Annotated in this window: 21 protein-coding genes; 15 read left to right on the top strand and 6 right to left on the bottom strand. The window is 70.7% G+C overall.

What is annotated here, in order from left to right; translation table 11 throughout:
• The first annotated feature begins 56 nt into the window (after nucleotides 1-56).
• The 6 genes from ACIBH1_RS16255 (at nucleotide 57) to ACIBH1_RS16230 (ending at nucleotide 7,840) form a co-directional block, all read left to right on the top strand.
• Nucleotides 57-2,474: a tetratricopeptide repeat protein gene (locus ACIBH1_RS16255; protein WP_397314539.1), complete on the top strand. Its 2,418-nt coding sequence runs from the start codon at nucleotides 57-59 to the stop codon at nucleotides 2,472-2,474.
• 55 nt (nucleotides 2,475-2,529) lie between these two features.
• The gene (locus tag ACIBH1_RS16250; RefSeq protein WP_397314538.1) at nucleotides 2,530-3,324 is read left to right on the top strand and encodes an AMP-binding protein; all 795 of its coding nucleotides are present in this window, start codon (nucleotides 2,530-2,532) and stop codon (nucleotides 3,322-3,324) included.
• Nucleotides 3,325-3,487: 163 nt separating this feature from the next.
• Nucleotides 3,488-4,219, top strand: coding sequence for an AMP-binding protein (locus ACIBH1_RS16245; RefSeq protein WP_397314537.1), 732 nt, complete (start codon nucleotides 3,488-3,490; stop codon nucleotides 4,217-4,219).
• An 18-nt stretch (nucleotides 4,220-4,237) separates the two neighbouring features.
• On the top strand, nucleotides 4,238-6,649 hold the full coding sequence (locus tag ACIBH1_RS16240; protein WP_397314536.1) for an ATP-binding protein: 2,412 nt from the start codon (nucleotides 4,238-4,240) through the stop codon (nucleotides 6,647-6,649).
• A gap of 56 nt (nucleotides 6,650-6,705) precedes the next feature.
• Nucleotides 6,706-7,038, top strand: a complete 333-nt coding sequence (locus tag ACIBH1_RS16235; protein WP_397314535.1) for an AMP-binding protein — start codon at nucleotides 6,706-6,708, stop codon at nucleotides 7,036-7,038.
• A 49-nt stretch (nucleotides 7,039-7,087) separates the two neighbouring features.
• The gene (locus tag ACIBH1_RS16230; RefSeq protein WP_397314534.1) at nucleotides 7,088-7,840 is read left to right on the top strand and encodes an alpha/beta hydrolase; all 753 of its coding nucleotides are present in this window, start codon (nucleotides 7,088-7,090) and stop codon (nucleotides 7,838-7,840) included.
• A gap of 146 nt (nucleotides 7,841-7,986) precedes the next feature.
• Here ACIBH1_RS16230 and ACIBH1_RS16225 read toward each other — a convergent pair whose 3' ends face one another.
• A complete protein-coding gene (locus ACIBH1_RS16225; RefSeq protein WP_397314533.1) occupies nucleotides 7,987-9,420 on the bottom strand; it encodes an aldehyde dehydrogenase in 1,434 nt (477 codons plus the stop codon).
• A gap of 185 nt (nucleotides 9,421-9,605) precedes the next feature.
• Between ACIBH1_RS16225 and ACIBH1_RS16220 the strand changes: the two genes are divergently transcribed.
• Entirely contained in the window at nucleotides 9,606-10,496 is an 891-nt protein-coding gene (locus ACIBH1_RS16220) for a coiled-coil domain-containing protein (protein WP_397314532.1), read from the top strand.
• Nucleotides 10,497-10,561: 65 nt separating this feature from the next.
• Nucleotides 10,562-11,557 carry a zinc-dependent alcohol dehydrogenase family protein gene (locus ACIBH1_RS16215; RefSeq protein ID WP_397314531.1) on the top strand — a complete coding sequence of 332 codons (996 nt, stop codon included), beginning with the start codon at nucleotides 10,562-10,564 and terminating at the stop codon, nucleotides 11,555-11,557.
• On the opposite strand, the gene ACIBH1_RS16210 is transcribed toward ACIBH1_RS16215, so the two are convergent.
• On the bottom strand, nucleotides 11,532-12,797 hold the full coding sequence (locus tag ACIBH1_RS16210) for a GH1 family beta-glucosidase (protein WP_397314530.1): 1,266 nt from the start codon (nucleotides 12,795-12,797) through the stop codon (nucleotides 11,532-11,534). The two genes, ACIBH1_RS16215 and ACIBH1_RS16210, sit on opposite strands and share 26 nt — an antisense overlap.
• Before the next feature lie 45 nt (nucleotides 12,798-12,842).
• Between ACIBH1_RS16210 and ACIBH1_RS16205 the strand changes: the two genes are divergently transcribed.
• Nucleotides 12,843-13,472: a TetR/AcrR family transcriptional regulator gene (locus ACIBH1_RS16205; protein ID WP_397314529.1), complete on the top strand. Its 630-nt coding sequence runs from the start codon at nucleotides 12,843-12,845 to the stop codon at nucleotides 13,470-13,472.
• A 78-nt stretch (nucleotides 13,473-13,550) separates the two neighbouring features.
• Here the strand turns inward: ACIBH1_RS16205 and ACIBH1_RS16200 are convergent, their stop codons facing one another.
• Nucleotides 13,551-14,474: an aldo/keto reductase gene (locus tag ACIBH1_RS16200; protein ID WP_397314528.1), complete on the bottom strand. Its 924-nt coding sequence runs from the start codon at nucleotides 14,472-14,474 to the stop codon at nucleotides 13,551-13,553.
• A gap of 78 nt (nucleotides 14,475-14,552) precedes the next feature.
• Between ACIBH1_RS16200 and ACIBH1_RS16195 the strand changes: the two genes are divergently transcribed.
• A complete protein-coding gene (locus ACIBH1_RS16195; RefSeq protein WP_397314527.1) occupies nucleotides 14,553-14,912 on the top strand; it encodes a MerR family transcriptional regulator in 360 nt (119 codons plus the stop codon).
• 36 nt (nucleotides 14,913-14,948) lie between these two features.
• Nucleotides 14,949-16,406: a peptidoglycan D,D-transpeptidase FtsI family protein gene (locus ACIBH1_RS16190; protein WP_397314526.1), complete on the top strand. Its 1,458-nt coding sequence runs from the start codon at nucleotides 14,949-14,951 to the stop codon at nucleotides 16,404-16,406.
• On the opposite strand, the gene ACIBH1_RS16185 is transcribed toward ACIBH1_RS16190, so the two are convergent.
• Nucleotides 16,407-18,278, bottom strand: a complete 1,872-nt coding sequence (locus ACIBH1_RS16185) for an ABC transporter ATP-binding protein (RefSeq protein ID WP_397314525.1) — start codon at nucleotides 18,276-18,278, stop codon at nucleotides 16,407-16,409.
• Between the two features lie 529 nt (nucleotides 18,279-18,807).
• On the opposite strand from ACIBH1_RS16185, the gene ACIBH1_RS16180 reads away from it, so the two are divergent.
• Genes ACIBH1_RS16180 through ACIBH1_RS16170 form a run of 3 tightly spaced genes read left to right on the top strand, consistent with a single transcriptional unit; the run spans nucleotide 18,808 to nucleotide 21,832 of the window.
• Complete coding sequence (locus tag ACIBH1_RS16180) at nucleotides 18,808-20,076, top strand: ABC transporter substrate-binding protein (protein WP_397314524.1); 1,269 nt, start codon at nucleotides 18,808-18,810, stop codon at nucleotides 20,074-20,076.
• 47 nt (nucleotides 20,077-20,123) lie between these two features.
• Nucleotides 20,124-21,008, top strand: a complete 885-nt coding sequence (locus ACIBH1_RS16175; RefSeq protein WP_397314523.1) for a carbohydrate ABC transporter permease — start codon at nucleotides 20,124-20,126, stop codon at nucleotides 21,006-21,008.
• Complete coding sequence (locus ACIBH1_RS16170; RefSeq protein WP_397314522.1) at nucleotides 21,005-21,832, top strand: carbohydrate ABC transporter permease; 828 nt, start codon at nucleotides 21,005-21,007, stop codon at nucleotides 21,830-21,832. The genes ACIBH1_RS16175 and ACIBH1_RS16170 overlap by 4 nt, the downstream gene beginning before the upstream one ends.
• Here ACIBH1_RS16170 and ACIBH1_RS16165 read toward each other — a convergent pair.
• On the bottom strand, nucleotides 21,807-22,790 hold the full coding sequence (locus ACIBH1_RS16165; protein WP_397314521.1) for a DUF5937 family protein: 984 nt from the start codon (nucleotides 22,788-22,790) through the stop codon (nucleotides 21,807-21,809). The two genes, ACIBH1_RS16170 and ACIBH1_RS16165, sit on opposite strands and share 26 nt — an antisense overlap.
• A 121-nt stretch (nucleotides 22,791-22,911) precedes the next feature.
• Between ACIBH1_RS16165 and ACIBH1_RS16160 the strand changes: the two genes are divergently transcribed.
• Nucleotides 22,912-24,081, top strand: a complete 1,170-nt coding sequence (locus ACIBH1_RS16160) for an MFS transporter (RefSeq protein ID WP_397314520.1) — start codon at nucleotides 22,912-22,914, stop codon at nucleotides 24,079-24,081.
• On the opposite strand, the gene ACIBH1_RS16155 is transcribed toward ACIBH1_RS16160, so the two are convergent.
• Complete coding sequence (locus tag ACIBH1_RS16155; RefSeq protein ID WP_397314519.1) at nucleotides 24,053-25,027, bottom strand: LacI family DNA-binding transcriptional regulator; 975 nt, start codon at nucleotides 25,025-25,027, stop codon at nucleotides 24,053-24,055. The two genes, ACIBH1_RS16160 and ACIBH1_RS16155, sit on opposite strands and share 29 nt — an antisense overlap.
• Between the last annotated feature and the right edge of the window lie 52 nt (nucleotides 25,028-25,079).

The raw sequence follows: 25,079 nt of genomic DNA, 5'->3' as shown, positions 1-25,079 counted from the left end.
GTCTCCCCACTCCGACGAGACTCCGAAATGATCGAGCCTCGACCCACGGGACGACGATGCCCCACAACCTCCCTCTTGAGCCCAACCGATTCATCGGCAGGGAACGCGACCTGACCGAGGTCGCCGGGCTGCTGACCAGGCACAGGGTGGTCACGCTGTGCGGAGCGGGCGGCATCGGGAAGACCAGGTTCGCGCTGCAGGTGGCCGGGCGGGTGGTCGACGACTTCGCCGACGGGGTGTGGCTGGTCGAGCTGGCCAAGATCACCCGGGCCGATCTGCTGCTGCACATGCTCGCCGACGTGCTGCAGGCGGCCGAGGAAGGCTCCAGGACCCTGCTCGACACGCTCATCGGGCGGATCGCGGGGCAGCGCATCCTGCTGGTGCTCGACAACTGCGAGCACGTGATCGAGGAGTGCGCGCGGGTGGTCGACGCGCTGATCGCCAACTGCGCCAACCTCAGGGTCCTGGCGACCAGCAGGGAGCCGGTCCGGATCGCGGGTGAGCTGGTGTGGCGCGTGCCGCCGCTCGACCTGCCCGACGACGGCGCGATCGAGGCGAGCGAGGCGGTCCAGCTGTTCCTGGAGCGCGCCTACGCGTCGGGGTCGAGGCTCGAGCCCGCGGACGAGACGATGCGTACCGTCGGCCAGCTGTGCCGGGCCCTCGACGGCATGCCGCTCGCCCTGGAGCTGGCCGCGGCCCGGACGAGGGTGCTCTCGCCCGAGCAGATCTCCGACCGCATCAAGGACCGCTTCAAGCTCCTGACGGGCGGCGAGCGTACGGCGCCCGCCCGGCACCGCACGCTGCTCGCCACGGTCCAGTGGAGCCACGACCTCCTGGAGGAGGGCGAGCGGGTGCTACTGCGGCGCCTGGCCGTCTTCGCCGCCCAGTTCGACCTGGAGTACGTGGAGCTGGTCTGCGGCGACGGCATCCTGCCCGCCGAGGACATCCTCGACCTGCTCGCCGGCCTGGTCGACAAGTCGCTGGTGCAGTTCGACCAGGCCAGGTACCGCCTGCTGGAGACGATCGCCCACTTCGCCAGGGAGCAGCTCAAGGAGGCGGGCGAGGAGCAGGAGCTGCGCGACCGGCACCTGAGGGTGACGCGTGACCGCGCCAGGGACGACTTCTGGGTCGACATGCTCAAGAAGCTGCCGGGCGACAAGCGGCTGCAGGCCTTCGGCAAGGTCGCCGACCGCAACGCCGACCACCGCGCGGCGCTCGCCTGGGCGGTGGAGACCGGGCAGGCCGAGGTGGGCCTGGAGACGGCCTGCTACCTGTATCCGATCTGGGCGGTGCGAGGCACCTGGATCGAGAACCGGGCCTGGTACGAACGGCTGTTGTCGCTCGACACCAGCGGGGTGCGTCCCGAGCTGGTGGGCGAGGCCTGGTCGCGCCAGGCCGACATGGCCTTCGGCCAGGACGACCTGGCCACCGCCGAGAGGTCGGCGCTGCGGGGCCTGGAGCTGATGCGCACCAGGCCTGGCTACCGCTTCGCGCTGGGCCTGACGCTGAACAACGTCGCGATCATCTACCTGCGCACGGGCCGCCCCGAGGAGGCGCGCAGGCACGCCGAGGAGGCGCTGGAGGGCGCCACTCAGGCGGGGGACCTGTGGAACATCGGCATGGCGCACAACGGCCTGACCCTGATCGCCGGGCTCGGCGGCAGGTTGCGCGAGGCCCAGCGCCACGCGGAGGACGCCCTGGTCGCCTTCCGCGAGACCGACCAGCCGTGGGGCATCGGGCGGGCGCTCATCAGCGTGGGCGTGCTGGGGCGCATCAGGGAGGACTACGAGAACGCCAGGGCCAATCTGGAGGCCAGCCTGCCGTACCTGGAGGCGCTCGACGCCAAGCCGGAGATCGCCAGGGCGCTGGCGGAGCTCGGCCGGGTCGCCACGCAGCAGGGCGACCTGGGCAGGGCCAGGGACCGGCTGGTGGAGAGCATCGAGCTGAGCCGCAAGATCGGCCAGCGGCGCGGGGTGACGCGCGGGCTCGCGGCGCTGGCGCGGGTGGCCGAGGCGTCGGGTGAGATCGAGAGCGCGGTGCTGCTGTGCGGGACGGTGGCGGCGCTGCGTGACGCGATCGGGCAACGTTCGTCGGTGGCGTGGGCGGAGGAGATCCTCGGCAGGGCCCGCGCGGAGATCGGCGAGTCCAGGACCGGTCTGCTGTACGCCCACGGCCGCGCCATGTCGGAGGAGGCCGCGCTGCAGAGGGCTCAGTCGGCCGAGCCCGTGGCACCGGCCTCGCCGGGGCCGGGGGAGCAGGTCTCGATGGAGGCCGCCTCGCTGCTCACGGAACGGGAGCGGGAGGTGGTCGGCCTGCTGGTCAAGGGCATGTCGAACCGCAGGATCGCCGAGGAGCTGGTGATCAGCCCGGCGACGGTCGCCAGGCACGTCGCCAACATCATGCTGAAGCTGGGATTCTCCTCCCGCACCCAGGTCGCGGCGTGGGCCCTGGAGCACCGCATCGTGAATGGTTAGGTCGCTGCATATTCGTACGCATGTACGCCGCGCGTCCGGTTCTTACGGTGAACCCATGCCTACCTGGACTGATGCCGTGCTGGGGGAGGCCGGGCGCCGCAACGGCCGCCCGGCGGTGACCGATGCCGGGACCGGCGAGATCCTCACCTATGAGTTGTTGCCCAAGCGCCTGAACAGGGCTGCGGCCGGATTGCGCGAGCGTGGCCTGTCGACCGGGGACCCGGTGCTGGTGCATCTGCCGCCCGGCGCCGACTACCCGCTGGCCATGCACGCGGCGGCCTCGGCCGGTGGCCTGGTGGTGCCGCTCGAAGCCGACATGGACACCGAGTTGTTCTACGAGCGGCTGTGTTCGAGCCGGGCGCGCATCCTGATCACCGATGCCGAGCTGGCGAGCTGGTCGACGAGTGCGGTGGGCGAGTCCAGGATCAGGCAGATCTTCGCCTTCGGCGAGGTGCACGGCGCGACGGCCTTCTGCGATCTCGACGGCGCGCCGGAGCGGGTGCCCGTGGCGTCGGCCGCCAGCTTCGACGGCCGGCGCGTGGTCAGCCATGCCGAGATGGTGGCCGAACTGCGCCGGATCTCGCGCGAGTTGCGGCTGCGCGAGCGCGACGTCGTGCTGGTGGCCGCCACGGAGGCACGCGAGCAGGCGATGATCTTCGATGTGGCGCTGATGGCGGGCGCGCACATCGTCGCCACCGCCGACACGTCGCTGAGCCGCTGCCGCGAGTTGATCGGGCAGTACGGCGTGACGCTCGCGGCGGTGCCGCCGCGCATCGCCCCCGTCTTGTCGGGCGCCCACACCAGCCTGACGGTGCACGGCCACACCATGATCGTCGTCCGCCCCGGCTGATCACCGAGCCCGGCCGGCGCCGTGGCGCGACAGGCGTCACGGCGTCGGCCGGTTCCACCTGTCCCCGGAATGCAACCGCGAAGCCGGGGCCGCACGAACATACATAGGTCCGTGCATGGTTTTGCGCATGGCAGCGGCCGTGCGCCTCCCTAGATTGAACATCATGACCTGGACAGAACTCGTCTTGAGCGCAGCCCCCGAGCGGGGCGATCGCCTGGCGGTGACGGAGGTCAGGACCGGAGAGGTGTTGTCCTACGCGGCCCTGTCGCGTCGTGTCACCCAGGCGGCCGCAGGCCTGCGCCGCCGGGGCCTGCGACCAGGGGACCGGGTGTCGGTCGACCTGCCTCCCGGCATCGCGCTCCTGCTGGCCGTCCACGCCGTCTCGTGGGCCGGTGGCGTCGTCTCGTTCGCCCATCCCAACGGGCAGGCCCGCATGGCCGTCACCTACAACCGGTTCGATCCCGAGGAGACCAGGCAGGTCTTCACGGTCGAGCCGACCCCCGGGGCGAGCACCTTCGCCGAGCTGTACACCGGAGACTCCCTGGAGTTCGGCCCGATCGCCGGTCCGGCGCTGGCGCTGGGCGACACGGTGCTCAGTCAGGCCGATCTCACCGACGATCTGCGGCGTATGGCCAAGGGCGGCATGATCGGCCGGGACGACGTCGTCCTGGCGGCGGTCGGCGACCGTCTGCGGTCGCTACGCCTGCTCGGCCTGGCGCTGACGGCGGGCGCCCACGTGGTGCTGGCCTACGAGCCGACGCTGATCGGCTGCCGCGTGCTGATGTCCGAACACCGCGCCACGATGATGGTCGGCCCGGCCGACCTGGGCAGGAGGCTGGCGGGACAGCGGGGCATACGTGTTGTGGATGAGATGGTGTTCAGCCAACGGCCGTGATGCGACACTGAGGGAGTCGTGTACTCCCCGCAGGCGGCCAACCACAACCTTCCCGTCGAGCCCAACCGCTTCATCGGCCGGGCGCGGGATGTCGAGGAGTTGTGCGCGCTGTTCGCCGACGAACGCGTCGTGACCCTGTGCGGCGTGGGCGGCATCGGCAAGACCCGCCTGGCCTTACGCGTGGCCGAGCGTCTCGTGCACCGCTTCCCCGGCGGGGTCAGGCTGGTGGAGCTGGCCCGGCTGGCCAGGCCCGACCTGGTGGCCAAGGAGCTGGCCGGGGTGCTCGGCGTGCGGGAGGAGGGCGCCAGGCCGCTGGTCGACGGGCTGATCGAGAACCTTCGCGGAGCGCGCACCCTGCTCGTGCTCGACAACTGCGAGCACCTGGTCGAGGCCTGCGCCGAGCTGGTCGCCCGGCTGGTCGCCTCGTGCCCCGACCTGCGCGTGCTGGTCACCAGCCGCGAGCCGCTGCGCATCCCGCAGGAGCTCATCTGGCGTGTCCCGCCGCTCGACCTGCCCGACGCGCGCCGTCCCGACGCGGAGTCCGTGCTGCTGTTCATGGAGCGGGCGACGGCCGCCGGGATCCGCATCTCCCTCGACGTGCTGCCCGACGTGGCCGATCTGTGCGTGGCGCTCGACGGGCTGCCGCTGGCCCTGGAGCTGGCCGCCGCGCGCACCAAGGTGCTCAGCCCGCGCCAGATCATCGACCGCATCGGCGACCGCTTCACGTTGCTGACCTCCGGTGACCGTACGGCTCCCGCCAGGCATCGCACACTGCTGGCCACCGTGCAGTGGAGCCACGACCTGCTGGAGGAGAAGGAGAAGGCGCTGCTGCACCGCCTGTCGGTCTTCCCCGGAGACTTCGACCTGGCCTTCGCCGAGCAGGTCTGCCACGACGACCACCTGCGCCAGGAGGAGATCCTCGACCTGCTGTCGGGGCTGGTCGACAAGTCGCTGGTCATCGGCGAGGGCGAGCGGTTCCGGCTGCTGGCCACCATCAGGCAGTTCGCCGCCGAGCGGCTGGCCGAGGCGGGCGAGGGCGACCGGTTCGCCGGGCGGCACCTGCGGGAGGTGCTCGCCGTCCAGGCCAGGGGGCTCCGCGTCACCTTCGAGGAGCAGCGCATGGAGCGCCCCGACCGGCTGGAGGCCTTCCAGCGCGCGTCGGCGCTGCTCGACGACTCCCGGACGGCGCTCGACTGGGCGATCAGGGCCGGTGACGCCCGCGCGGGCATCGAGTTGTGCCTGATCGCGGCGGCGCCCCTGGCGGTGGCGGGAGACGAGGCGGAGGCGGCCGACTGGCTCGTCCTCCTGCTGGCGATGGACGTGTCGGCGGTGGCCGCCTCCGACCTGCTGATGGCCAGGTCGTTCATCGCCTACGGGCTGGAGGCGCGCGACGAGCTGCTCCAGGCCCGCGAGCTGGCCCTGGAGGGCGTGGAGGGGCTGCGGGCCGGCGCCTACCACTTCCGGCTCGGCGTGGTCTACGCGATCGCGGTCAGGGTGCTGCTGCGCCTGGGAGAGCGGGAGGCCGCGGGGGTCTGGCTGGAGGAGCTGATCGACCGGGCCAGGGCCCACGCCGACCGGTTCACCCTGGCCGCAGCCCTGCTCTACCGTTCCACCCTGGCGATGGCGGAGGGCCGGCTGCGTGAGGCGCGGCGGCACGTCGAGGAGGCCCTGCGGGCGGCGCGCGAGCACGGGCACCCGTGGATCATCGCCCAGGTCAGCCTGCAACTCGGCGTGCTGGCCGAGGCACGTGGCGACCTGGAGGCGGCGCTGGGGCACCTGGCCGCCGCGGTCCCGCTCAACGAGGAGCTCGACAACCGGGCCGAGCTGGCCAGGGTGTTGTCCAGGAGCGGCAGGGTGGCCGGGCAGCTGGGCGACTTCGCCGCCGCCCGGCGCCACCTGGCCAGGAGCCTGGCCCTGGCCAAGGGCACCGGCCAGCGCCTGACCATCGCCCACTGCCTGTCGGCGCTGTCGGTCCTGGCCGAGAAGGAGGGCGACCTGGAGGGCGCCGTCCTGACCGCGGCGGCGGTCCAGCGGCTTCGCGAGTCGATGGGGCAGCCCGCTTCACGGGTCCGCACCGACGAGCTGATGTCCAGGGCCCGCGCCAAGCTCGGCGACGGCAGGGCCGCCGCGATGTGGGCCAAGGGCGGCGAGCTGTCGCCGGAGGAGGCCGCGGGCAGGGTGCTGGAGCAGGAGCACGTCAGCGTGGTGGATCCGCCGCCTCCGCGCCGGCGCACCGTGCTGACCGCCCGCGAGCAGGAGATCGCGGGCCTGCTGGTGCGCGGGCTGTCGAACCGGGCCATCGGCGAGGAGCTGGTGATCAGCCCGGCGACGGTCGCCAGGCACATCGCCAACATCATGGACAAGCTGGGTTTCACCAGCCGCGCGCAGATCGCGGTGTGGGCCGCCGAGCACGACCTGGGGTCTGCATAATCTTCTGCATAATCCGCCCCATGTTCGTGCCTGGCTTCGTCTCTACGGTGGCAGGTATGGACCGCGTGGTGTGCGTCGACCCTGGCACCGGCCTGCCGCTGACCGAGGCGCAGTTCGACGCCCGGACGGTGGCGGCCGTGCTGCGCCTGCGCAAACGGGGCGTGCGCGAGGGCGACGCGGTGCTGATCTGCCTGCCCACCGGCACCGACCTGCTGGTGGCGGCCAACGCGGTGATCGCCCTGGGCGCCGTGGCGATGCCGCTGGCCTACCCGCCCTCTCCGGAGGCGGTGCGCGGCGCCGCGGCCAGGGTGATGATCAGCGACCGGCCGGAGCTGGCGGAGGAGTCGCGCGTGCGCGTGGTGGTGGGGCCGCAGGAGCTCGCGGGCTGATCGGCGGTCGCCCACGGGCTCGATCCGGCGAGGTCATAACCTGGCTGGCATGCCTCTTGCCACCAACTATCCCGCCATGCTCGTCACCAAGGACGGGGTCAGGCTCGACGCCGTGCACACCCCGGGGCCCGGCTCCGAGATCGGCATCGTGCTGGCGCACGGCTTCACCGGGTCGTGGCGGTGCAAGGACACCAGGCGCATCGCGCACGTGCTGAGCCGCACCGGCGGGGTGGTCGCCTTCGACTTCCGCGGGCACGGCCGCTCGACCGGTCTGAGCACCGTGGGCGACCTGGAGGTCCTGGACGTCGAGGCGGCGGTGAGGCACCTGCGGGTGATCGGCTACCGGAAGATCGCGGTGGTGGGCTTCTCCATGGGCGCGGCGGTGTCGGTACGGCACGCGGGCCTGCACGGCGGGGTGGACGCGGTGGTCTCGGTGAGCGCCCCCGCCCGCTGGTACTACCGGGGCACCCGCCCGATGCGCACGGTGCACTGGGCGATCGAGCGCCCCGTCGGGCGCTGGGCGGCCTCGGTGGGCAAGCGCACCAGGATCGCCCGCGGGCCGTGGGACCCGGTGCCGGTGCCGCCGCACGAGGCGGCCGCGCTGATCTCACCCACCCCGCTGCTGGTGGTCCACGGCGACAGCGACACCTTCTTCCCGCTGGAGCACGCGCACCAGCTCTTCGAGGGGGCTCGCGAGCCGAAGGAGTTGTGGATCGAGCCCGGCTACGGTCACGCCGAGTCGGCTGCCAGGCCCGATCTCATTCATCGCATCGGAAATTGGATCTCTTCGAACCTTTCCTGAGTAAACAGCGTCTACTTAGGGCGGATGGAAGATACCCCCTGGGAGAAATGTCGTGGGGATAGTCCAGCGTCAACCGTTGGACTTGAGACATACTTCCTGTGTTCGGGTGGTTGCCCAGCGTCGCGGGGGCGCGCTGGGCCCATCCGCTATCCCAGCCTGGAGATGGTCTTGTACTCCAGGTAGCCGCTGAGGCCCTCGGGGCCGAGCTCGCGCCCGACGCCGCTGGCCTTGTAGCCGCCGAACGGCGTGTTGGCCTCCAGCATGAAGCAGTTGACCCCGTAGGTGCCGGTGCGCACCTGGCGGGCGATGTCCATGCCGTGCTCGGTGTCGCTGGTCCACACCGTTCCGGCCAGGCCGTAGTCGCTGTCGTTGGCGATCCGGATCGCGTCGGCCTCGTCGTCGTAGGGGATCACCGCCAGCACCGGGCCGAAGATCTCCTCGCGCGCGATGCGCATGTCGTTGTTGACGCCGGAGAAGACCGTGGGGGCGACGTACCAGCCGCGGTCGTAGGGCCGGTCGAGCCCGCCGACGACGACCTTGGCGCCCTCGTCCATGCCGATCTTGATGTAGCTCTCCACCCGCTCCTGCTGGCGCTTGGCGACCAGCGGGCCGATGCCGGTGGTGGGGTCGCTCGGGTCGCCGACGGGCTGGCCGCCCACCATGCCGGCGACGGCCTCGACGACCTCGTCGTAGCGGTTGCGCGAGGCCAGGATGCGGGTCTGGGCCACGCAGGCCTGGCCGTTGTTCATGAGGCTGGCGATGGCCAGCATGCCCATGCTGGAGGTCAGGTCGGCGTCGTCGAGGACGATCGCCGCGGACTTGCCGCCCAGTTCCAGGCTGACCCGCTTGAGCTGCTCGCCGCAGATCGAGGCGATGCGGCGGCCGGCGGCGGTGGAGCCGGTGAAGGCGACCTTGTCGATGCCGGGGTGGCTGACCAGGTGCTCGCCCGCCTCGCGGCCCGCGGGCACGATGTTGAGCACGCCCGCGGGGATGCCGGCCTCCTGGACCATCTCGGCCAGCAGGTAGGCGTCGAGCGGGGTCTCGGGGGCGGGCTTCAGCACGATCGTGCATCCGGCCAGCAGCGCGGGGGCGACCTTGGTCATGGTGACGAACTGGGGGACGTTCCAGGGCACCACGGCGGCCACCACGCCGACCGGCTCGCGCCGTACGGTGGTCGGGCCGAACAGTCCGGGGCGCTGCTCCTCCTGCTGGAACGTCTTGCCGTACTCCGCGTAGAACTGGAGCATGCCCAGCGGCTGGGGGGCCTGGGCCAGCTGGGAGAAGGTGATCGGCGAGCCCATCTCCTCGGTGATCAGCTCGGCCATCTCGCCCTGCTTGGCGGCGTAGATCTCGGCGAGCCTGGCGATGGCGTCGGCGCGCTCGGCGAAGCTCAGCCTCGGCCAGGGGCCGTGGTCGAAGGCCTCGCGCGCGGCGGCCACCGCGCGGTCCATGTCGGCGGGGGTGCTGTCGGGCACGCGGCCGACGATCTCCTCGGTGTGCGGGGAGATGACGTCAATCGTTCCGGTGCCCGCTGGGGCCACCCATTCGCCCCCGATGAAAAGCTTGTCGTGCTGGCGCATGCCGCGAGCCTCCAATGACCGGACGCTTGGTTGTTGATTCAAACCGAAGCATGTTCTGGCGCTTTCGGCAAGGTGCCCGATAAATGGTAGAAACTTCGCTAATGGTGCATGAGTTCCCCCGTTCAGGTGGCAGAGATCAAGATCACCTTCTATAGTTTCGCCCGTCGCTTGAGGGGAGGACGAGCGTGAGATCCGGCCGTATCGCCGTGTCGTTCGCCGTCCTTGTCATGCTCCTGGCCAGCCCTGTCTCCCAGCCTGCCCTCGCCGATCCCGACCCGGCCAAGGTCAAGCGCCTCACCAAGCAGGCCGCTCAGCTCGAGAAGCTCTACCGCGGCCAGATCCAGAGCCTCGAAGAGATCAAGGTCCAGATCAAGGACGCCAACACGCAGACGGCCAGGCTGGAGAAGCTGCTGGCCAACGCCAGGGGCGACGTCACGGCCATGGCGCAGACCAGCTACATCACCGGTCCGATGGACCCCTCCCGCCTGCTGGGCGCCGGTGATCCGTACAAGGTCCTGGGGCGCGCGGCGAGCCTGTCCTATCTGACCGAGGAGCGCGCCGACCAGGTCAAACGGCTCAAGGAGCTGATCAAGGAGGCCAAGGCGTCCAGGGCGGCGGCCTCCCAGAAGGTCGACAAGCTCGAGGCCGAGATCAAGAAGATGCAGGGCAAGCGCCGCGACGTGCAGCAGCTGCTCACCAAGTTCGGCTTCCAGCCGCCGACCTCGGGCGACGGCCTGACGGCCCGCATGGTCGCCGTCCGCAACGCGGTGACCTCCAACTTCCCGGTCAAGAGCGTCGGCTGCTTCCGCGCGGGCGACCCCGGCGAACACGGCAAGGGCCGGGCGTGCGACTTCATGATGACGCTGGGCGGGCAGATGGCCGGCGGCGACTCCGCCCACTGGGGTGACCAGATCGCCCAGTACCTCATCGACAACGGGCAGCAGCTCGGCGTGATGTACATCATCTGGAAGCAGCGCTACTACGACATCCGCTCGGGCGGCGGCTGGGATCCGATGTCCGACCGCGGCGGCGTGACCGCCAACCACTGGGACCACGTGCACGTCTCGGTGTTCTGATCCGGGCTATAGTACGACGGTCATCGAACTTCGATGGCCGTCGTACTAATGCATGGAGTTTCGTGATGACCAGAACTGTGCGCTTCCACGAGCTGGGCGGGCCCGAGGTGCTGAAGCTCGACGACGTGCCCGTCGGCGAGCCGGGCCCGGGCGAGCTGCTCATCCAGGTGCAGGCGATCGGGCTCAACCGCGCCGAGGCCCTGTTCCGCAGCGGGAACTACATCGTGCCGGTCAAGCGGTTCCCCTCCCTGCTGGGAGCCGAGGCCGCGGGCGTGGTGCTGACGTCGAACGCCCCGGGGTTCGAGTCCGGCCAGGCGGTCAGCGTGGTGCCCGGCTTCTCCATGAACGACTACGGCGTCTACGCCGAGCAGGCGATCGTCCCCGCCTCCGCCGTGCTGCACCGCCCCGACGGCGTCGACGCGGTGGCGGGCGCGGCGGTGTGGATGCCCTACCTGACCGCGTACGGCGCGCTGGTGGAGGGCGGGCTGCGGGCAGGCGACACGGTGGTGATCACCGCCGCCTCCAGCAGCGTCGGCCTGGCCGCGATCCGGGTCGCCAACCACATCGGCGCGATCCCCATCGCCACCACCCGCACGGACGCCAAGAAGGAGGCACTGCTGAAGGCGGGGGCGGCCGAGGTGATCGTGACCTCGGCCGAGGAGATCGGCCCGCGGGTGCTGGAGCTGACCGGCGGGCGGGGCGCCGAGATCGTCTTCGACGCCGTCGCCGGTCCCGGCGTGCTGGAGCTGGGCAGGGTGGTCGCCCCCGGAGGCACGCTCCTGCTGTACGGCCTGCTGAGCGGGCAGCCCACCCCCTATCCCGGCTTCGAGCTGGGCATGCCTGCGCTGGCCGTGCGCACCTACACCGTGCACGAGACGACGACGGACCCCGAGCGGCTGCGCAGGGCCGTCGCCTTCGTCTCCGCCGGGCTGCGCGGGGGCGCGTTCGAGGCGAACGTGGACCGGGTCTTCGCCCTCGACGACATCGTCGAGGCGCACCGCTACATGGAGGCGGGCCACCAGGTAGGAAAGATCATCATCGATCTGCGAGGTACTTCCTGAACCAGTGGTAGGAGGCCTTCGGGGTGCGGCGCTGCGTCTCGAAGTCGACGTGCACCAGGCCGAACCGCTGGTGGTAGCCCTCGGCCCACTCGAAGTTGTCCAGCAGCGACCAGACGAAGTAGCCGCGCACGTCCACACCCTCGGCCCTGGCCTGGTCCAGAGCCGTGAGGTGGCCCTCCAGGAAGGCGACGCGGTCCTGGTCGTCCAGGGGCTCGTCGGAGGAGCAGCCGTTCTCGGTGATGTAGACGGGCGGCAGCGCCGCGCCGTACCTGTCCTTGAAGGAGACCAGCAGCTCGCGCAGCCCGTCGGGCACGACGGGCCAGCCGAACGAGGTGGTCGGGTAGCCGGTGATCTCCAGCAGGTCGAAGGGCAGGCCGTCGCCCGTCGGCGAGCCGAGCAGCGTGGGGTTGTAGTAGTTGATGCCCAGGCCGTCGATGGGCGCCGAGATGATCTCCAGGTCGCCGTCGCGCACGAAGTCAGGCTCGACGCCGAACGCCGACAGGTCCGGGTAGCGGCCCAGCAGCACCGGGTCGTTGAAGAGCCAGTTGTGCAGTGTGGAGTAGGCGTCGGCGGCGGCCTGGTCGGCCGGGGTGGCGGCCCAGGCGGGCGAGCAGTTCTGGGTGATCCACACCTGCTCCGCCCCGGCCGCGCGCAGGGCTGGTACGGCCAGGCCGTGCGCGAGCAGCTGGTGGTGGGCGACGGGCAGCGAGTCGAGCATGAGGGCCTGGCCGGGAGCGTGCACCCCGAGGGCGTGTCCCTCGATGGTGTGGGCGAACGGCTCGTTGAGCGTGATCCAGGTGGAGACGCGGTCGGCGAGCCTGGCCGCGACCTGGGCGGCGTAGTCGGCGAAGCGGTGCGCGGTGTCGCGGTTCAGCCAGCCGCCGAGGTCCTGCAGTTCCTGGGGCAGGTCCCAGTGGAAGAGCGTGGGTGTGGGCGTGATCCCGGCGTCGAGCAGGGCGTCGACGAGGCGCTCGTAGAAGTCGAGTCCGGCGGGGCCGCCCATGACCCTGGGCCAGGCGACGGAGAAGCGGTAGGCGTTGACGCCGAGCTCCTTCATCAGCGCCACGTCCTCGGGCCAGCGGTGGTAGTGGTCGCAGGCGACGTCGCCGGTGTGGCCGTCACGGGTACGGCCAGGCTCGTGGGAGAAGGTGTCCCAGATCGAGGGCACGCGCCCGTCCTCGTTCGCGGCGCCTTCGATCTGGTACGAGGCCGTGGCCGTACCCCAAAGGAACGTGTGCATGGCTCATGTTAAGCCTACTGGTCGGTAATGAGCCAGGATGGGGGCATGACGAGTACCCTCCGCCGCCGTCCAGCCCAGCGACGCAGTGTCGAGCGCGTCGAGCGCATGCTCGACGAGTGTGCCGCGCTGCTCGGGGAGGTGGGCTACGACGCGCTTACCACCAAGGAGGTCGCGCGCCGAGCCGAGGTTCCGATCGGCACCTTCTACCAGTTCTTCCAGGACAAGCGCGGCCTCGTGCGCGCTCTGGCCCTGCGCAACCTGGAGGCCTTCCTGGCCCGCGTGGCCGACCAGATCGCCCAGCGTGCTCCCGAACACTGGACCGACCTGGTCGACCTGGCCATCGACGAGTTCGTCGAGATGAAGCGCAGCACCCCTGGCTTCGCCGTGGTCGACTTCGGAGAGGTGCTGCCGACCCCCGGCGGGCCCGCCGTCCCCGGCACCAACCGCATGCTCGACGCCGCCCTGGAGAACAACGCCGTCGTCGCCGACCGGCTGCGCGACCTGCTCGGAGCCCCGGTCGGCACCGCCGCCGACCGCGCGCTGCTGGTCGCGGTCGAGGCCACCGACGCGGTGCTCAAGCTGGCCTTCCGCGTGCACCCCGACGGCGATCCCGATCTGATCGCCGAGTGCAAGCACCTGGTCAGGCGCTACCTCGCCGAGCACCTGACCGCCTGACGGGCTCGTGACGGGGGACGAACCACGCGCCCCCGGCGCCGATCACGACCCTGCCGTGCCGCTTGTCGCGGTGAGGCTTCACGCCGGGTCCTCCAGTCGTGCGAACAGCTCGTCGTCGAGCTCGATGCGGGTGGCGCCGATGGCCTCCTCCAGCTGCTCCATGCGGGTCACGCCCACGATGGGCACGATCCCCTGGCGCTGGTGCCAGGCCAGGACCACCTGGTTGACGGTGGCGCCCAGCTCGGCGGCGACCTCGTGCAGCACCTTGAGGCGCTCCGTGGTGCCCGCGTGGTCGTAGGCGGGGTCGATCGGCTTGGCGGGGTTGGTGTAGGAGCCGAACATCAGGGTGTTGTAGGCCCACAGGGTCAGGTCGGGCGCGTGCTGCACGTAGCCGAGGGTCTCGGCGGTCGCGAGCTTGTGCCCCATCTCGCGCAGGAGCGCGCCGGGGCGCGGCTGCAGATAGGTGAAGCGCAGCTGCAGGTGGGTGTAGGGCAGCCAGCCGTGCGCGCGCGAGACGCCGCGGGCCTGCTCCACGCGCCAGGCCGGCATGTTGCTCGACCCCGCCTTGAGGATCTTGCCGGTGCGGTGGAACTCGTCGAGCGCCTCCAGCGTGTCCTCCAGCGGCGTCTGCCGGTCCTCGACGTGGGTCCAGTAGAGGTCGACGTGATCCACTCCGAGCCGCTTCAGGCTGCCCTCGATCGCCGGGCGCAGCGCCTTGCCGGTGACGCCCTCGGCGGAGGCCAGCGTGCGGTCGCCCGGCACCGTGGGACGGGCGCCGCCCTTGGTGCTCAGGAAGACGCGGTCGCGGTTGCCGCGGGCGGCGAGCCAGGCGCCGATGGTCGCCTCGCTCTCGTCGCCGGTGCAGCCCTCGTTCCAGAACGGGTAGTTGTTGGCGGTGTCCAGCATCGTCCCGCCGGCCTCGATGAACCGGTCGAGGATCGCGAAGGAGTCCTCGGGGGAGACGGTGGTGCCAAGGGGGATCGTGCCCAGTGCGAAGGTCATGCGAGAACCGTGTCAGCTGGAGTGAGCTCCAGGTCAACCGGTTGACCTGGAGCTCACTCCAGGTGGGACAATCGAAGCGTGAGCGTCTACACCCCCGCCGAGGTGGTCGAAGAGACCGGCTTCTCGATCGACACCCTGCGCTACTACGAGAAGATCGGCCTGCTGGACCGCGTCGAGCGTAACGCCGCAGGTCAGCGCCGCTTCACCGAACACGATGTGAGCTGGCTCGGCACCATCCGCTGCCTGCGCGACACCGGCATGCCGATCGCCGAGATGCTCCGCTTCGCCGAACTCGTCCGCGCCGGCGACCACACCATCGCCGACCGGATCAAGCTCCTGGAGGAGCACGACCGGCGGGTGGAGGAGCAGATCGCCCAGCAGCGAGCCCAGCAGCGCTACATTCGCACCAAGATTTCCTATTATCGCAGCGTCGTGTAGCCGGAACGAGGTCGTCCGGCTGTTAGACCAGGTCGTATGGCCGGACCCAGGGCGAAGAGGATCAACATCCCGCTCCGCCGCGTCGCCCTCATGTGCGCGGGGATGCTCTTCCTGCTCATGGCCAACGTCACCTACATCCAGGCCTTCCGCGCCGACTCGCTCAACGCCGACCCGCGCAACGAACGCCGGATCATCGCCCGCTTCGACAACCCGCGCGGCGACATCCTCACCGCCGACGGCACCGTCATCGCGCGCAGCGTGCGCACCGAGGACGCCAAGTACACCTACCGGCGCCACTATCCGCAGGCCGGACGCTACGCCGCCGTCACCGGCCACGTCTCCCTCTACGACGCCACCGGCCTGGAATCCGCGGAGAACGCCCAGCTGTCGGGGAGCGACCCCAAGGTCAAGGTGCGCTCGGTGGTCAAGGACGGCGACTTCGGCGGAGCCGACCTGCGCCTGACCATCGAGGCACGGGTGCAGGAGGCCGCCTACGAGGCGCTGCGCGCCACGGGCAGGCGGGGCGCGGCCGTCGCGATCGACCCCGCCACCGGCGCGATCCTGGCCCTGGTCTCGACGCCCTCCTACGACCCCAACGCCTACACCACCTTCGACAGCGCCAAGCTGGCCAGGGCCGACTCCGCGTTGCGCGAGGACTCCGCCGAGCCGCTGCTCAACCGGGCGCTCAACCAGACCTATCCGCCCGGCTCCACGTTCAAGGTGGTCACCGCGGCCGCCGCGCTGACCTCGGGGGAGTACACACCCGCCACGCAGCTCGACGCGCCCCAGCGCCTGCCGCTGCCGGGAACCTCGGCCACCCTGGGCAACGCGGGCGGCGAGCCGTGCGGCGACGGCCGCCCCACCCTCACCTACGCCTTCCAGATCTCCTGCAACACCGCCTTCGCCACCATCGGCCTGCAACTCGGTCAGGACGTGCTGCGCGACCAGGCCGAGGGCTTCGGGTTCGACGCCGGGGGCCTGTCGGTGCCGATGCCGGTGTCGGAGAGCGTCTTCCCCAAGCAGCTCGACCAGGCCCAGCTGGCCATGGCGGCGATCGGGCAGTACGACGACCGGGCCACCCCGCTCCAGGTCGCGATGCTCTCGGCCGCCGTCGCCAACGACGGCGTGCTGATGACGCCCTACCTGGTCGACGAGGTCAGGCTGCCCGACCGCACGCTCATCTCACGCGCCGACCCTGCGGAGTACCGCACCACCATGGGGGTCATGGAGGCGCGCGAGCTGACCACCATGATGGTCGCGGTCACCCAGCCCGGCGGCACCGGCACCGGCGCCGCCATCCCCGGCGTGGCCGTGGCCGCCAAGACCGGCACCTCGGAGAACGTGCCGGGGGCGGCCGACCACGCGGTCTTCACCGCCTTCGCCCCCGCCGACGCGCCTGCGGTCGCGGTGGGAGTGGTCGTGGAGAACGCCGGCAGCGGTGGCGCCGTCGCCGCGCCCATCGCCAGAGCCATCATGGAAGCGGCCCTGTCGTGACTACATACCCGCCTGGTAGGCGGCGGCCTGGAGGTTGTACAGCTCGGCGTAGAGGCCGTCGAGCACCATCAGGTGCCGGTGCGAGCCCTGCTCCACCACCTTGCCGCGCTCCAGTACATAGATCCGGTCGGCGTACCTCACACTGGCCAGGCGGTGGGTGATCAGCAGGACCGTGCGGCCGTCGGCATGGGTGCGGATGCGCTCGAACAGGGCGTGCTCGGCCCTGGCGTCGAGCGCCGCGGTCGGCTCGTCGCAGATCAGCAGCGTGGCGTCGCGGTGGAAGCCGCGTGCCACGGCGATGCGCTGCCACTGGCCGCCCGACAACTCCTGGCCGTCCTTGAAGCGCCGGTCGAGCAGCGTGCGATAGCCGTACGGCAGGTCGGCCACCACCTCGTCGGCCCCGGCGACCCTGGCCGCCGCCTCGAGCTGCTCCTGGCCCTTGTCGGTGCCCATCGTGATGTTGTAGCGGGCGGTCAGCGGCCAGCGCGTGTGGTCCTGGGCGATCACCGCGATGTGGCTCCTGAGCTGCTCCGGCTCGACCTGCGCGACGTCGACGTCGTCCCAGGTGACCCGGCCGACGTCGGGTTCGTACAGGCCCGAGAGGATCTTGGCGAGCGTGGTCTTGCCCGAGCCGTTCTCCCCGACGAAGGCGATCACCTCGCCCCGGTTGATCTCGATCGAGACGCCGCGCAGGGCGGGGGAGTCGCTGCCCGGATAGCTGAAGTGCACGTCCTCGGCGGCGATGGCGCCGAACTCGCGCGGCGCGAGTTGTGACCTGCTGCGCGGCAGGCGCTTCTCGGCGGCCGCGCAGAAGTCGAGGAAGTCGGTGAAGTACAGCCCCTCCTCATACAGGCGGTTGGTGGCGTACATCAGGTTCTCCAGGGAGTTCTGCCCCTGCCTGATCGCCAGCACGGCGGTGCCCGCGATCGCCAGCGGGATCGTGCCCAGCCACAACATCAGCCCGAGCGCCGCGTAGACCATGCCGGTGCCGAGCCCGCCCAGCGCCTGGCCGATCAGCTGCACGACCGTGCGCCTCCTGGCCAGGTCGAGCATCACGTCCTGCTCGGCCCGCGCCACCGCGTCGTACATCCGGGTGAGGAAGCCGCGCATGGTGAACGACCTGGCCTCGGCCGCCGGATGCCGGCCGCCCATCAGGTCGGCGATGATCCACTTGCGGCGCATGGCGGGGATGACCGCGAAGTTGGCGGCATAGCGCATCTTGGCGGTGCGCACCGCCGCCCACGCGTCGGGCAGCACGGCGAGCAGCAGCAGCGGCAGCAGCACCGGATGCAGCACGCCCAGCACGCCCGCCACCGCGGTCAGGCTCACCAGGGCGGTGACCACGTTGATCGCCGTGGAGACCACCGCGTGGGCGTTGTCGGCCCCGCGGGCCCTGGCACGCTCCAAGGCGTCGTGGAACTCGGGATCGTCGAAGGCGACCAGCTCGACCTGCGCGGTCAGGTCGTAGAGCCGTCCCTCGGCCAGGCGGGAGATCTGCGGCGACAGGCGAGACTGCGCCCACCCGGCCAGCGCCTGCGTCGACGCGCGGAGCGCAGCCGCCGCGGCCACCAGCGCCAGGCTCGGCAGGGCGGCCCGCACCCGGTCGGGGGTGGGACCCTGGCTGAAGAGGGCTTCGAGCACGCCGGTGGTGGCCAGCAGGCCGAAAGCGGTGAAGACGCCGCTGACCAGGTTGAGTGAGATCGTGACGGTGGTGTCACGGGGGCTGGCCTCCCAGGCCAGGCGCATCGCGTGGCGGATCAGCGCGGGCAGCCGGCGGGCCATCGTGAGGAAGCGCAGCCCGGTGAGGGTGCCGGTGTGGGCGTGCCAGTCGGAGAAGGTGACCTCGCCGAGGTCTAACGGTTCTTCGGCCATCCCCTCAGTGTGCGCTCGTGCACTGACACTTCGGATGGCCTGCATACAGAGTCGGGTGCCTACACAACTTGGGATACACCGTCGAATGGTGAAGTCAGCCCATGTGCTCGGGGCTGCGCGGGCCTAGCGTTCTCAGTGTGATCGGCCGCGTGCCCGCGACCCCCGCCCCCGTGCCCCGGGCGAGCCAGGGATCGCGGCCGCGGCCCGATCGATCGGGGACGTCGCGTGTCCCCCGCGGCCTTGGCCTCCTCGGAGGGGTGGGGGTTCTGGCCGCCGGCGCGCGACAGCGGGCCCGAGTCGCGCAGGGCTCGGGCCCGCCCAGATCATCGCTGTCTGCATACTCAGTAAAGCGTTGCATAGGCCCAGAGAGCGCTCCCCCTTGTATGCGGACCTGTTATCCGCAGCTCCTTGACGGCACAGACCGCGAAGTGGGTTGATTGCCCTACTGACAACGTTGTCACCTGACGACCGCTCGGGGTTGTGAAAGGGACGGTGTGCGATGCGACGACAGTGGTTAGCGACCATCGCGATGGCCGGCTTACTGGGCCTGGCCGCCTGCGGAGGGGGCAACCAGACCCCGTCGGGAACGCAGGCGACGGGCGCGGCGGGCGGCGATTCCAAGAAACAGGTGGAGGTCTTCTCCTGGTGGACGGGCCCGGGTGAGGCCGACGGCCTGAAGGCCATGAGAGAGATCTTCGAAAAGCAGAACACGCAATTCACCTTCTTCGACGCCGCCGTCGCCGGCGGCTCGGGTGACAAGGCCAAGGCCCTGCTGAAGACGAAGCTCGACGGCAACCAGCCCCCCGACACCTTCCAGGGTCACGCGGGCGCCGAGCTCCAGGGCTACATCAAGGACGGCAAGCTGGAGGCGCTCAACAGCCTCTACGACGAGCTCAAGCTCAAGGACGTCTTCCCCGCCCAGCTGATCGAGCAGATCAGCGTCGACGGTCAGATCTACTCGGTCCCGGTGAACATCCACCGCTCGAACGTCCTGTGGTTCAACCCGGCCATCCTCAAGGAAGCCGGCCTCGCGGGCGCGCCGAAGTCGATCGACGAGTTCATCGCCGCCCTGGAGAAGGTCAAGGCCACCGGCAAGATCCCGCTGTCGATCGGTTCTGAGTGGACCGTCGCCCACCTCCTCGAGAACGTCATGCTCGGCTCGATGGGCACCGACGCCTACAACGCCCTGTTCAAGCCGGGCGGCAACTGGGCCGGTCCCGAGGTGACGACGGCGCTGCAGAAGTTCGCCAAGATCATGGAGTACGCGGGCGACCCGCAGGACGACTGGCAGCCCGCGGCCAAGCAGGTCGCCGACGGCCAGGCCGCCTTCAACATCATGGGCGACTGGGCCTACGGCTACTTCCACAACCCTCCGGACGGCGGCCTGGGCAAGGCTTCCAAGACCGACTTCGACTGGGCGCCCTCGCCCGGCACCGAGGGCACCTACATGTGGCTGTCCGACAGCTTCACCCTCCCCAAGGGCGCCAAGAACCGTGACGGCGCGCTCGCCTGGCTGAAGGTCGCGGCGAGCAAGGAGGGCCAGGACGCCTTCAACCCGAAGAAGGGCTCGATCCCCGCCCGCAAGGACGCCGACACCTCGCTGTACACCGACTACCTGGCCGACGCGCTGAAGGACTGGGGCAGCAACAAGCTGGCCGGATCCATCCAGCACGGCGTCTCGGTGAGCCAGCCGCACCTGGCGGCGATCGGCGAGGCGGTGGGCCTGTTCATGGGCACCAAGGACGTCGCCGGCCTGCAGAAGGCGCTCGACGACGCGGCGAAGGCCAACATTCAGTAGCAGCGTGGGTCCCCCGTGCGGGGGCCCACCTCACTGAGGGAGAGATCTTGCGAAGGGCACGCACCTGGTTGCCCGGACTGCTCCTGGTCGCGCCCTCGATCGTGGCGATCGGCGTGTTCGTGTACGGCATGCTGGGCTGGAACTTCCGCCTGGCGATGACCGACAAGCACACGAGCAGGCAGCAGGACGAGCAGTTCGTCGGGCTGGAGAACTTCATCGCCATCTGGGACCAGCCCCGATGGCACCTGTCGGTCGAGCACGCGATCAAGTTCACGGTCGTCTTCGTGGTCGGGGCGCTGGTCCTCGGCTGGTTCCTGGCCTTCCTCATGGAGAAGGGCATCAGGGGCGAGGGCACCTTCCGCACCATCTACCTGTTCCCGATGGCCGTCTCGTTCATCGCCACCGGCATCGTGTGGCGCTGGCTGATGAACTCGGGCGTGGACGAGCGGGCGGTCGGCCTGAACCGGCTGTTCGACGCGGTCGGGCTGCCGCAGTGGGCGTGGTTCCGCGACCAGGACTGGGGCATGGCCGCGATGGCGATCCCGGCGGTCTGGCAGATGTCGGGCTACATCATGGCGCTGTTCCTGGCGGGATTCCGCGGGGTGCCGGAGGAGCTGAGGGAGGCGGCGCGGGTCGACGGCTGCACGGAGTGGGGCGTCTACCGGCACGTGGTGCTGCCGCTCCTGCGTCCTGTGACCCTGTCGGCGCTGATCATCCTGGGCCACATCTCGCTGAAGGTCTTCGACCTGATCATGGCGGTGTCGGGCAAGCAGATCGTGACCGACGTGCCCGCGGTGTTCATGTGGGTGACCGTCTTCGACTCCGACGATCCGGCCAAGGGCGCGACGATCGCCGCCTACATCGTGCTGGCCGTGGCGATCTTCGTCATCCCCTACCTGGTCTGGTCGGTGCGTAAGGAGAGGGACCGTTGAGGGCCGTCCGCTTCATCCTGCTCCTGGCCTTCGTGCTGATCTTCCTGATCCCCGTCTACGTGCTGCTGGCCACCAGCTTCAAGCCGCTGACAGAGGCGGATCCGAGCCAGGCCTGGAACCTGCCTCAGACCTGGACCTTCGAGGCGTGGGGCGTGGCCTGGGAGAAGCTTCGCCCGGGCATCTGGAACTCGATCCTGCTGGCCGTGCCCGGCTCGATCCTGGCCTGCGCGCTCGGCTCGATGAACGGATACGTGCTGTCCAAGTGGCGCTTCCCCGGCGCCGACGTGCTGTTCACGCTCTTCCTGTTCGGCATGTTCATCCCGTACCAGGGCGTGATGATCCCGCTGGTCCAGCTGCTGATCAACCTCGACGAGGCGGTGGGCACGAGCGGCTTCTTCTACGGCGGCATCCCCGGCCTGGTCCTGGCGCACGTCGTCTACGGGATCCCGATCTGCACGCTGATCTTCCGCAACTACTACGTGACGATCCCGACGGAGCTCATCGAGGCCAGCCGCGTCGACGGCGCGGGCATGCTGCGCACCTACTGGTCGGTCGTGCTCCCGGTGAGCGGCCCGGCGATCGCCGTGGTGATCATCTGGCAGTTCACGTCGCTGTGGAACGACTTCCTGTTCGCGGTCTTCCTGGCCAGCCCGCAGAACTGGCCGACCACCGTGATGCTCAACAACATCGCCGGCGCGCAGGCGACGCCGTACAGCCAGCAGATGGCCGCGGCGATCCTGAGCTCCATCCCGACGATGCTGATCTACGTCTTCCTGGGTCGCTTCTTCATGCGCGGGCTCATGGCTGGAGCGTTGAAGGGCTGACCAGCGCCTCGCCCAGGAGCGTGCGGCTGTAGAGCACGTGCCGCCCCGAGCGGGCCCCGGTGATCAGCCCGGCCTTGCGCAGGGCGGCGAGGTGCTCGCCGACGGTGCCCGGGCTCTGCTCCAGCAGGACCGCGAGCTGCGTGGTGGTCGCCGGTCCGGCGAGTTCGAGCAGGATGCGCGTACGGCTGCGCCCGATCAGCCCGGTCAGGTCGTGGTGGGCGGGCAGGTCGGCGGCCACGCCCCTGGCCGGGTAGACCAGCGCGTACGGCCAGGCCTCCTCCAGGTAGGCGCCCACGTCGAACCCGAAGACGGTCGGGACGAGCAGCAGGCCGCGCCCGTCGAGCCTGATGTCGCCGTCGCTGCGCATGTCGATCTCGATCCGCCCTGGCGGCACCCACCGGACGTGCTCGCTCAGGTCGCCGAGCGCCGCCGCCCAGCCGTAGGCGGCCAGTTGCCCGGCCCGGTGCACGATGTCGCGCTGGAGGGTGGCCTGGAACCTCGGCCAGGTCGTGCTGAGGACCTCCCGCCACAGCGCCTCCATGGCCTGGGCGAGCAGTTCGACGACGTCCGGCCCGAGCAGGACGCGCCGCAGCGCGGGGTCGATCCCGTGCCGCGGGGCGAGCGCTTCCACGATCTCGCGGTGCGCCTGCTCCAGCGGCACCTGGCGCATGGCGGCGATCTCCTCGTCGAAGCCGACAGCGACGCCGCTGGGCGGCGGGGCGAGGAAGTCGACGTTGTTCGGCCCGCGCAGGCCGGTGATCAGGGGCGCCAGCCGCAGTCCGAGATGGCGCTCGCGCAGCCGCCGGTAGGGCTCGCGCCACCGGGCCAGCCACTGCCGGTGGGGCCCGGCGGGGTGCTGGCCGTCGAGGACGAACTGGCAGTGCATCGTCTCCATCAGCGGTGAGATCGCGAAGCGGCTGGCGACGATGTCCTGCGGCGTGACCTCCAGGCGGTACATCTTTCGGTTATATCCGAATCTTTCGCCACGGGGTGCGGTGAGCCGTGACGATCGTGACGTACCTCGCCCCGGCGGCCCTCCTCCCTCGGCCGCCGGGGCGATCCGACACGAAGGAGCCAGGATGACGACCCAGAGCCGGGAGCAGGCCGCCACCTTCGGTCAGGTCTTCGCCGTCCGCGAGTTCCGGGTGCTGTTCGGCAGCTTCGCCCTCCTGGTGACGGGCGACTCGGTCAAGATGCTGGCCCTGTCGGTGCTGGTCTACGCCCAGACGGGATCGCCGGGCCTCTCGGCGGCGGCCTACATGGCCGGATGGCTGCCCTACGTCTTCGGCGGCCTGTTCCTGCTCAACCTGGCCGACCGGATCCCGCCCCGGCTGCTCATGATCGTGGGTGAGCTGGTGCGGGTCGTGGTCTGCCTGCTGATCGCCTTCGCGGGCCTGCCGATCTGGGCGCTGCTGGCCCTGGTGCTGGTGAGCGGCGTGTTCACCCCGGTCTTCATGGCCGCCAGGTCGGCGATGATGCCCGAGGTGCTGCCGGGCGACGCCTTCGTGCTGGGGCGCTCGGTGCTGGGCGTGACCTCGGCCGGCTCCCAGATCGCGGGCATGGCGGTGGGCGGGGCCTTCATCGCGCTGACCGGGCCGGAGAACGCGCTCGTCGTCACCGCGGCCATGGCCCTGCTCTCGGCGCTGCTGCTGCGCCTCGGCCTGCCGTACCGTCCGGCCCGTGGCGGCGCGGGCGGCTCGCTGGCCGTCAACAAGCGGCTGTTCGCCGACCGGAAGGTGCGCGGGCTGCTGCTGGCGCAGTGGCTGCCGGTGATGTTCCTGGCCGGGGCCGAGGCGATGCTGGTGCCGTACCTGGGCTCGAAGGCGGGCCTGGTGCTGGGCATCGCCGCGGGCGGCATGGCCGTGGGGGAGTTCGTCGTGGGCAGGTTCCTCGCGCCGCCGACCCGCGAGCGCCTGTCACGGCCGCTGGCGGTCCTCATGGGGTTGCCGTGGCTGGTCTTCGCGGCGCAGCCGGGCATCGTGGTGGCCGCCGTGTGCGCGGGATTGGCGGCGGCCTGCCTGGCCTACACGCTCGGGCTGCAGCGCGCCTTCCTCGACGCCGTGCCCGAGCAGGTGCGCGGTCAGGCGTTCGGCCTGCAGAACACCGGGCTGATGACCGGCCAGGCCGTGGGCGCGGCGCTGGTGGGCGGCGTCGGCGAGGTGACCGCGCCGCACCTGGCGATCGCCCTGGCGGGAGCGGTGGGCATGGTCGTGGCGCTGCTCAGCGTTCGACCGAGCCGCGCACGATGAGCCTGACCGGCAGCCGCAGGTGCTCGGAGGGCCCGTCGTCGCCGCCGATCCTGCGCAGCAGCAGCTCGGCCGCGACCCTGCCGAGCCCGGCGGGGTCCTGGGCGACCACGGTGACGCCGGGGGAGAGCAGGTCGGCCAGCTCGAAGTCGTCGAACCCGACCAGCGGCAGCCACCTGCCAGCCAGGGCACGCAGCGCCGTCATCGTGAAGCGGCCGTTGCCGGTGAACAGCGCCGTCGGCGGGTCGTCGAGGGCGAACATGCGGTCGAGGTCGGCGCGCACGCCCTCCAGCGTGGCGGGGCGCATCGTGACCAGCCGCTCGTCGTACAGCTCGCCCAGGGTTTCGCGGTAGCCGCGCAGGCGCTCGGTGGCGGTGAAGATCGACGGGCTGTCGCCGAGGAAGGCGATGCGCCGGTGGCCGTGCCTGAGCAGGTGGCCGACGGCCAGAGCCGCGCCTCCCGCGTTGTCGCACACCACCGTGTCGGCGTCGATGCCGGGACCCGGCGGCCGGTCCACGAAGACGGCGGGCGTGCCGGCGTCGAGCTCTGGGCGCAGGTAGGTGTGGTCGTTCCCGGCCGGGATGACGATCAGGCCGTCGACCCGGCGGTCGCAGAAGGCCCGCACCAGCTCGCGCTCGCGCCCCGGATCCTCGCCCGAGGAGCCCGTGAGCAGCAGGTATCCCTGGCGGATCACGCTCTCCTCGACCGCGCGGCTGAGCCCGGCGTAGAAGGGGTCGCCCACGTCCTCGATGACCAGGCCGATGGTGGCGGTGCGGCCACGGCGCAGCATGCGGGCGCCCTCGTTGCGGCTGTAGCCGAGCTGCTGGATCGCCTCGCGCACCCGCGCCGCGGTGGACTCGTTGACGCCCGGCTCGCCGTTCACGACGCGGGAGACGGTCTTGAGCGCCACTCCGGCCGCGCGGGCGACATCGTTCATCGTCGGTCTCACGACCGAATCATCGCTCAGCCTGGCGTCACCGACAACGTTGTCAGGCGGTCGA

This window comes from Nonomuraea sp. NPDC050663 (assembly GCF_044456985.1).
In the GTDB taxonomy this organism is placed as follows: Bacteria; Actinomycetota; Actinomycetes; order Streptosporangiales; family Streptosporangiaceae; genus Nonomuraea.
This window is presented reverse-complemented; position numbering and strand designations above follow the sequence as displayed.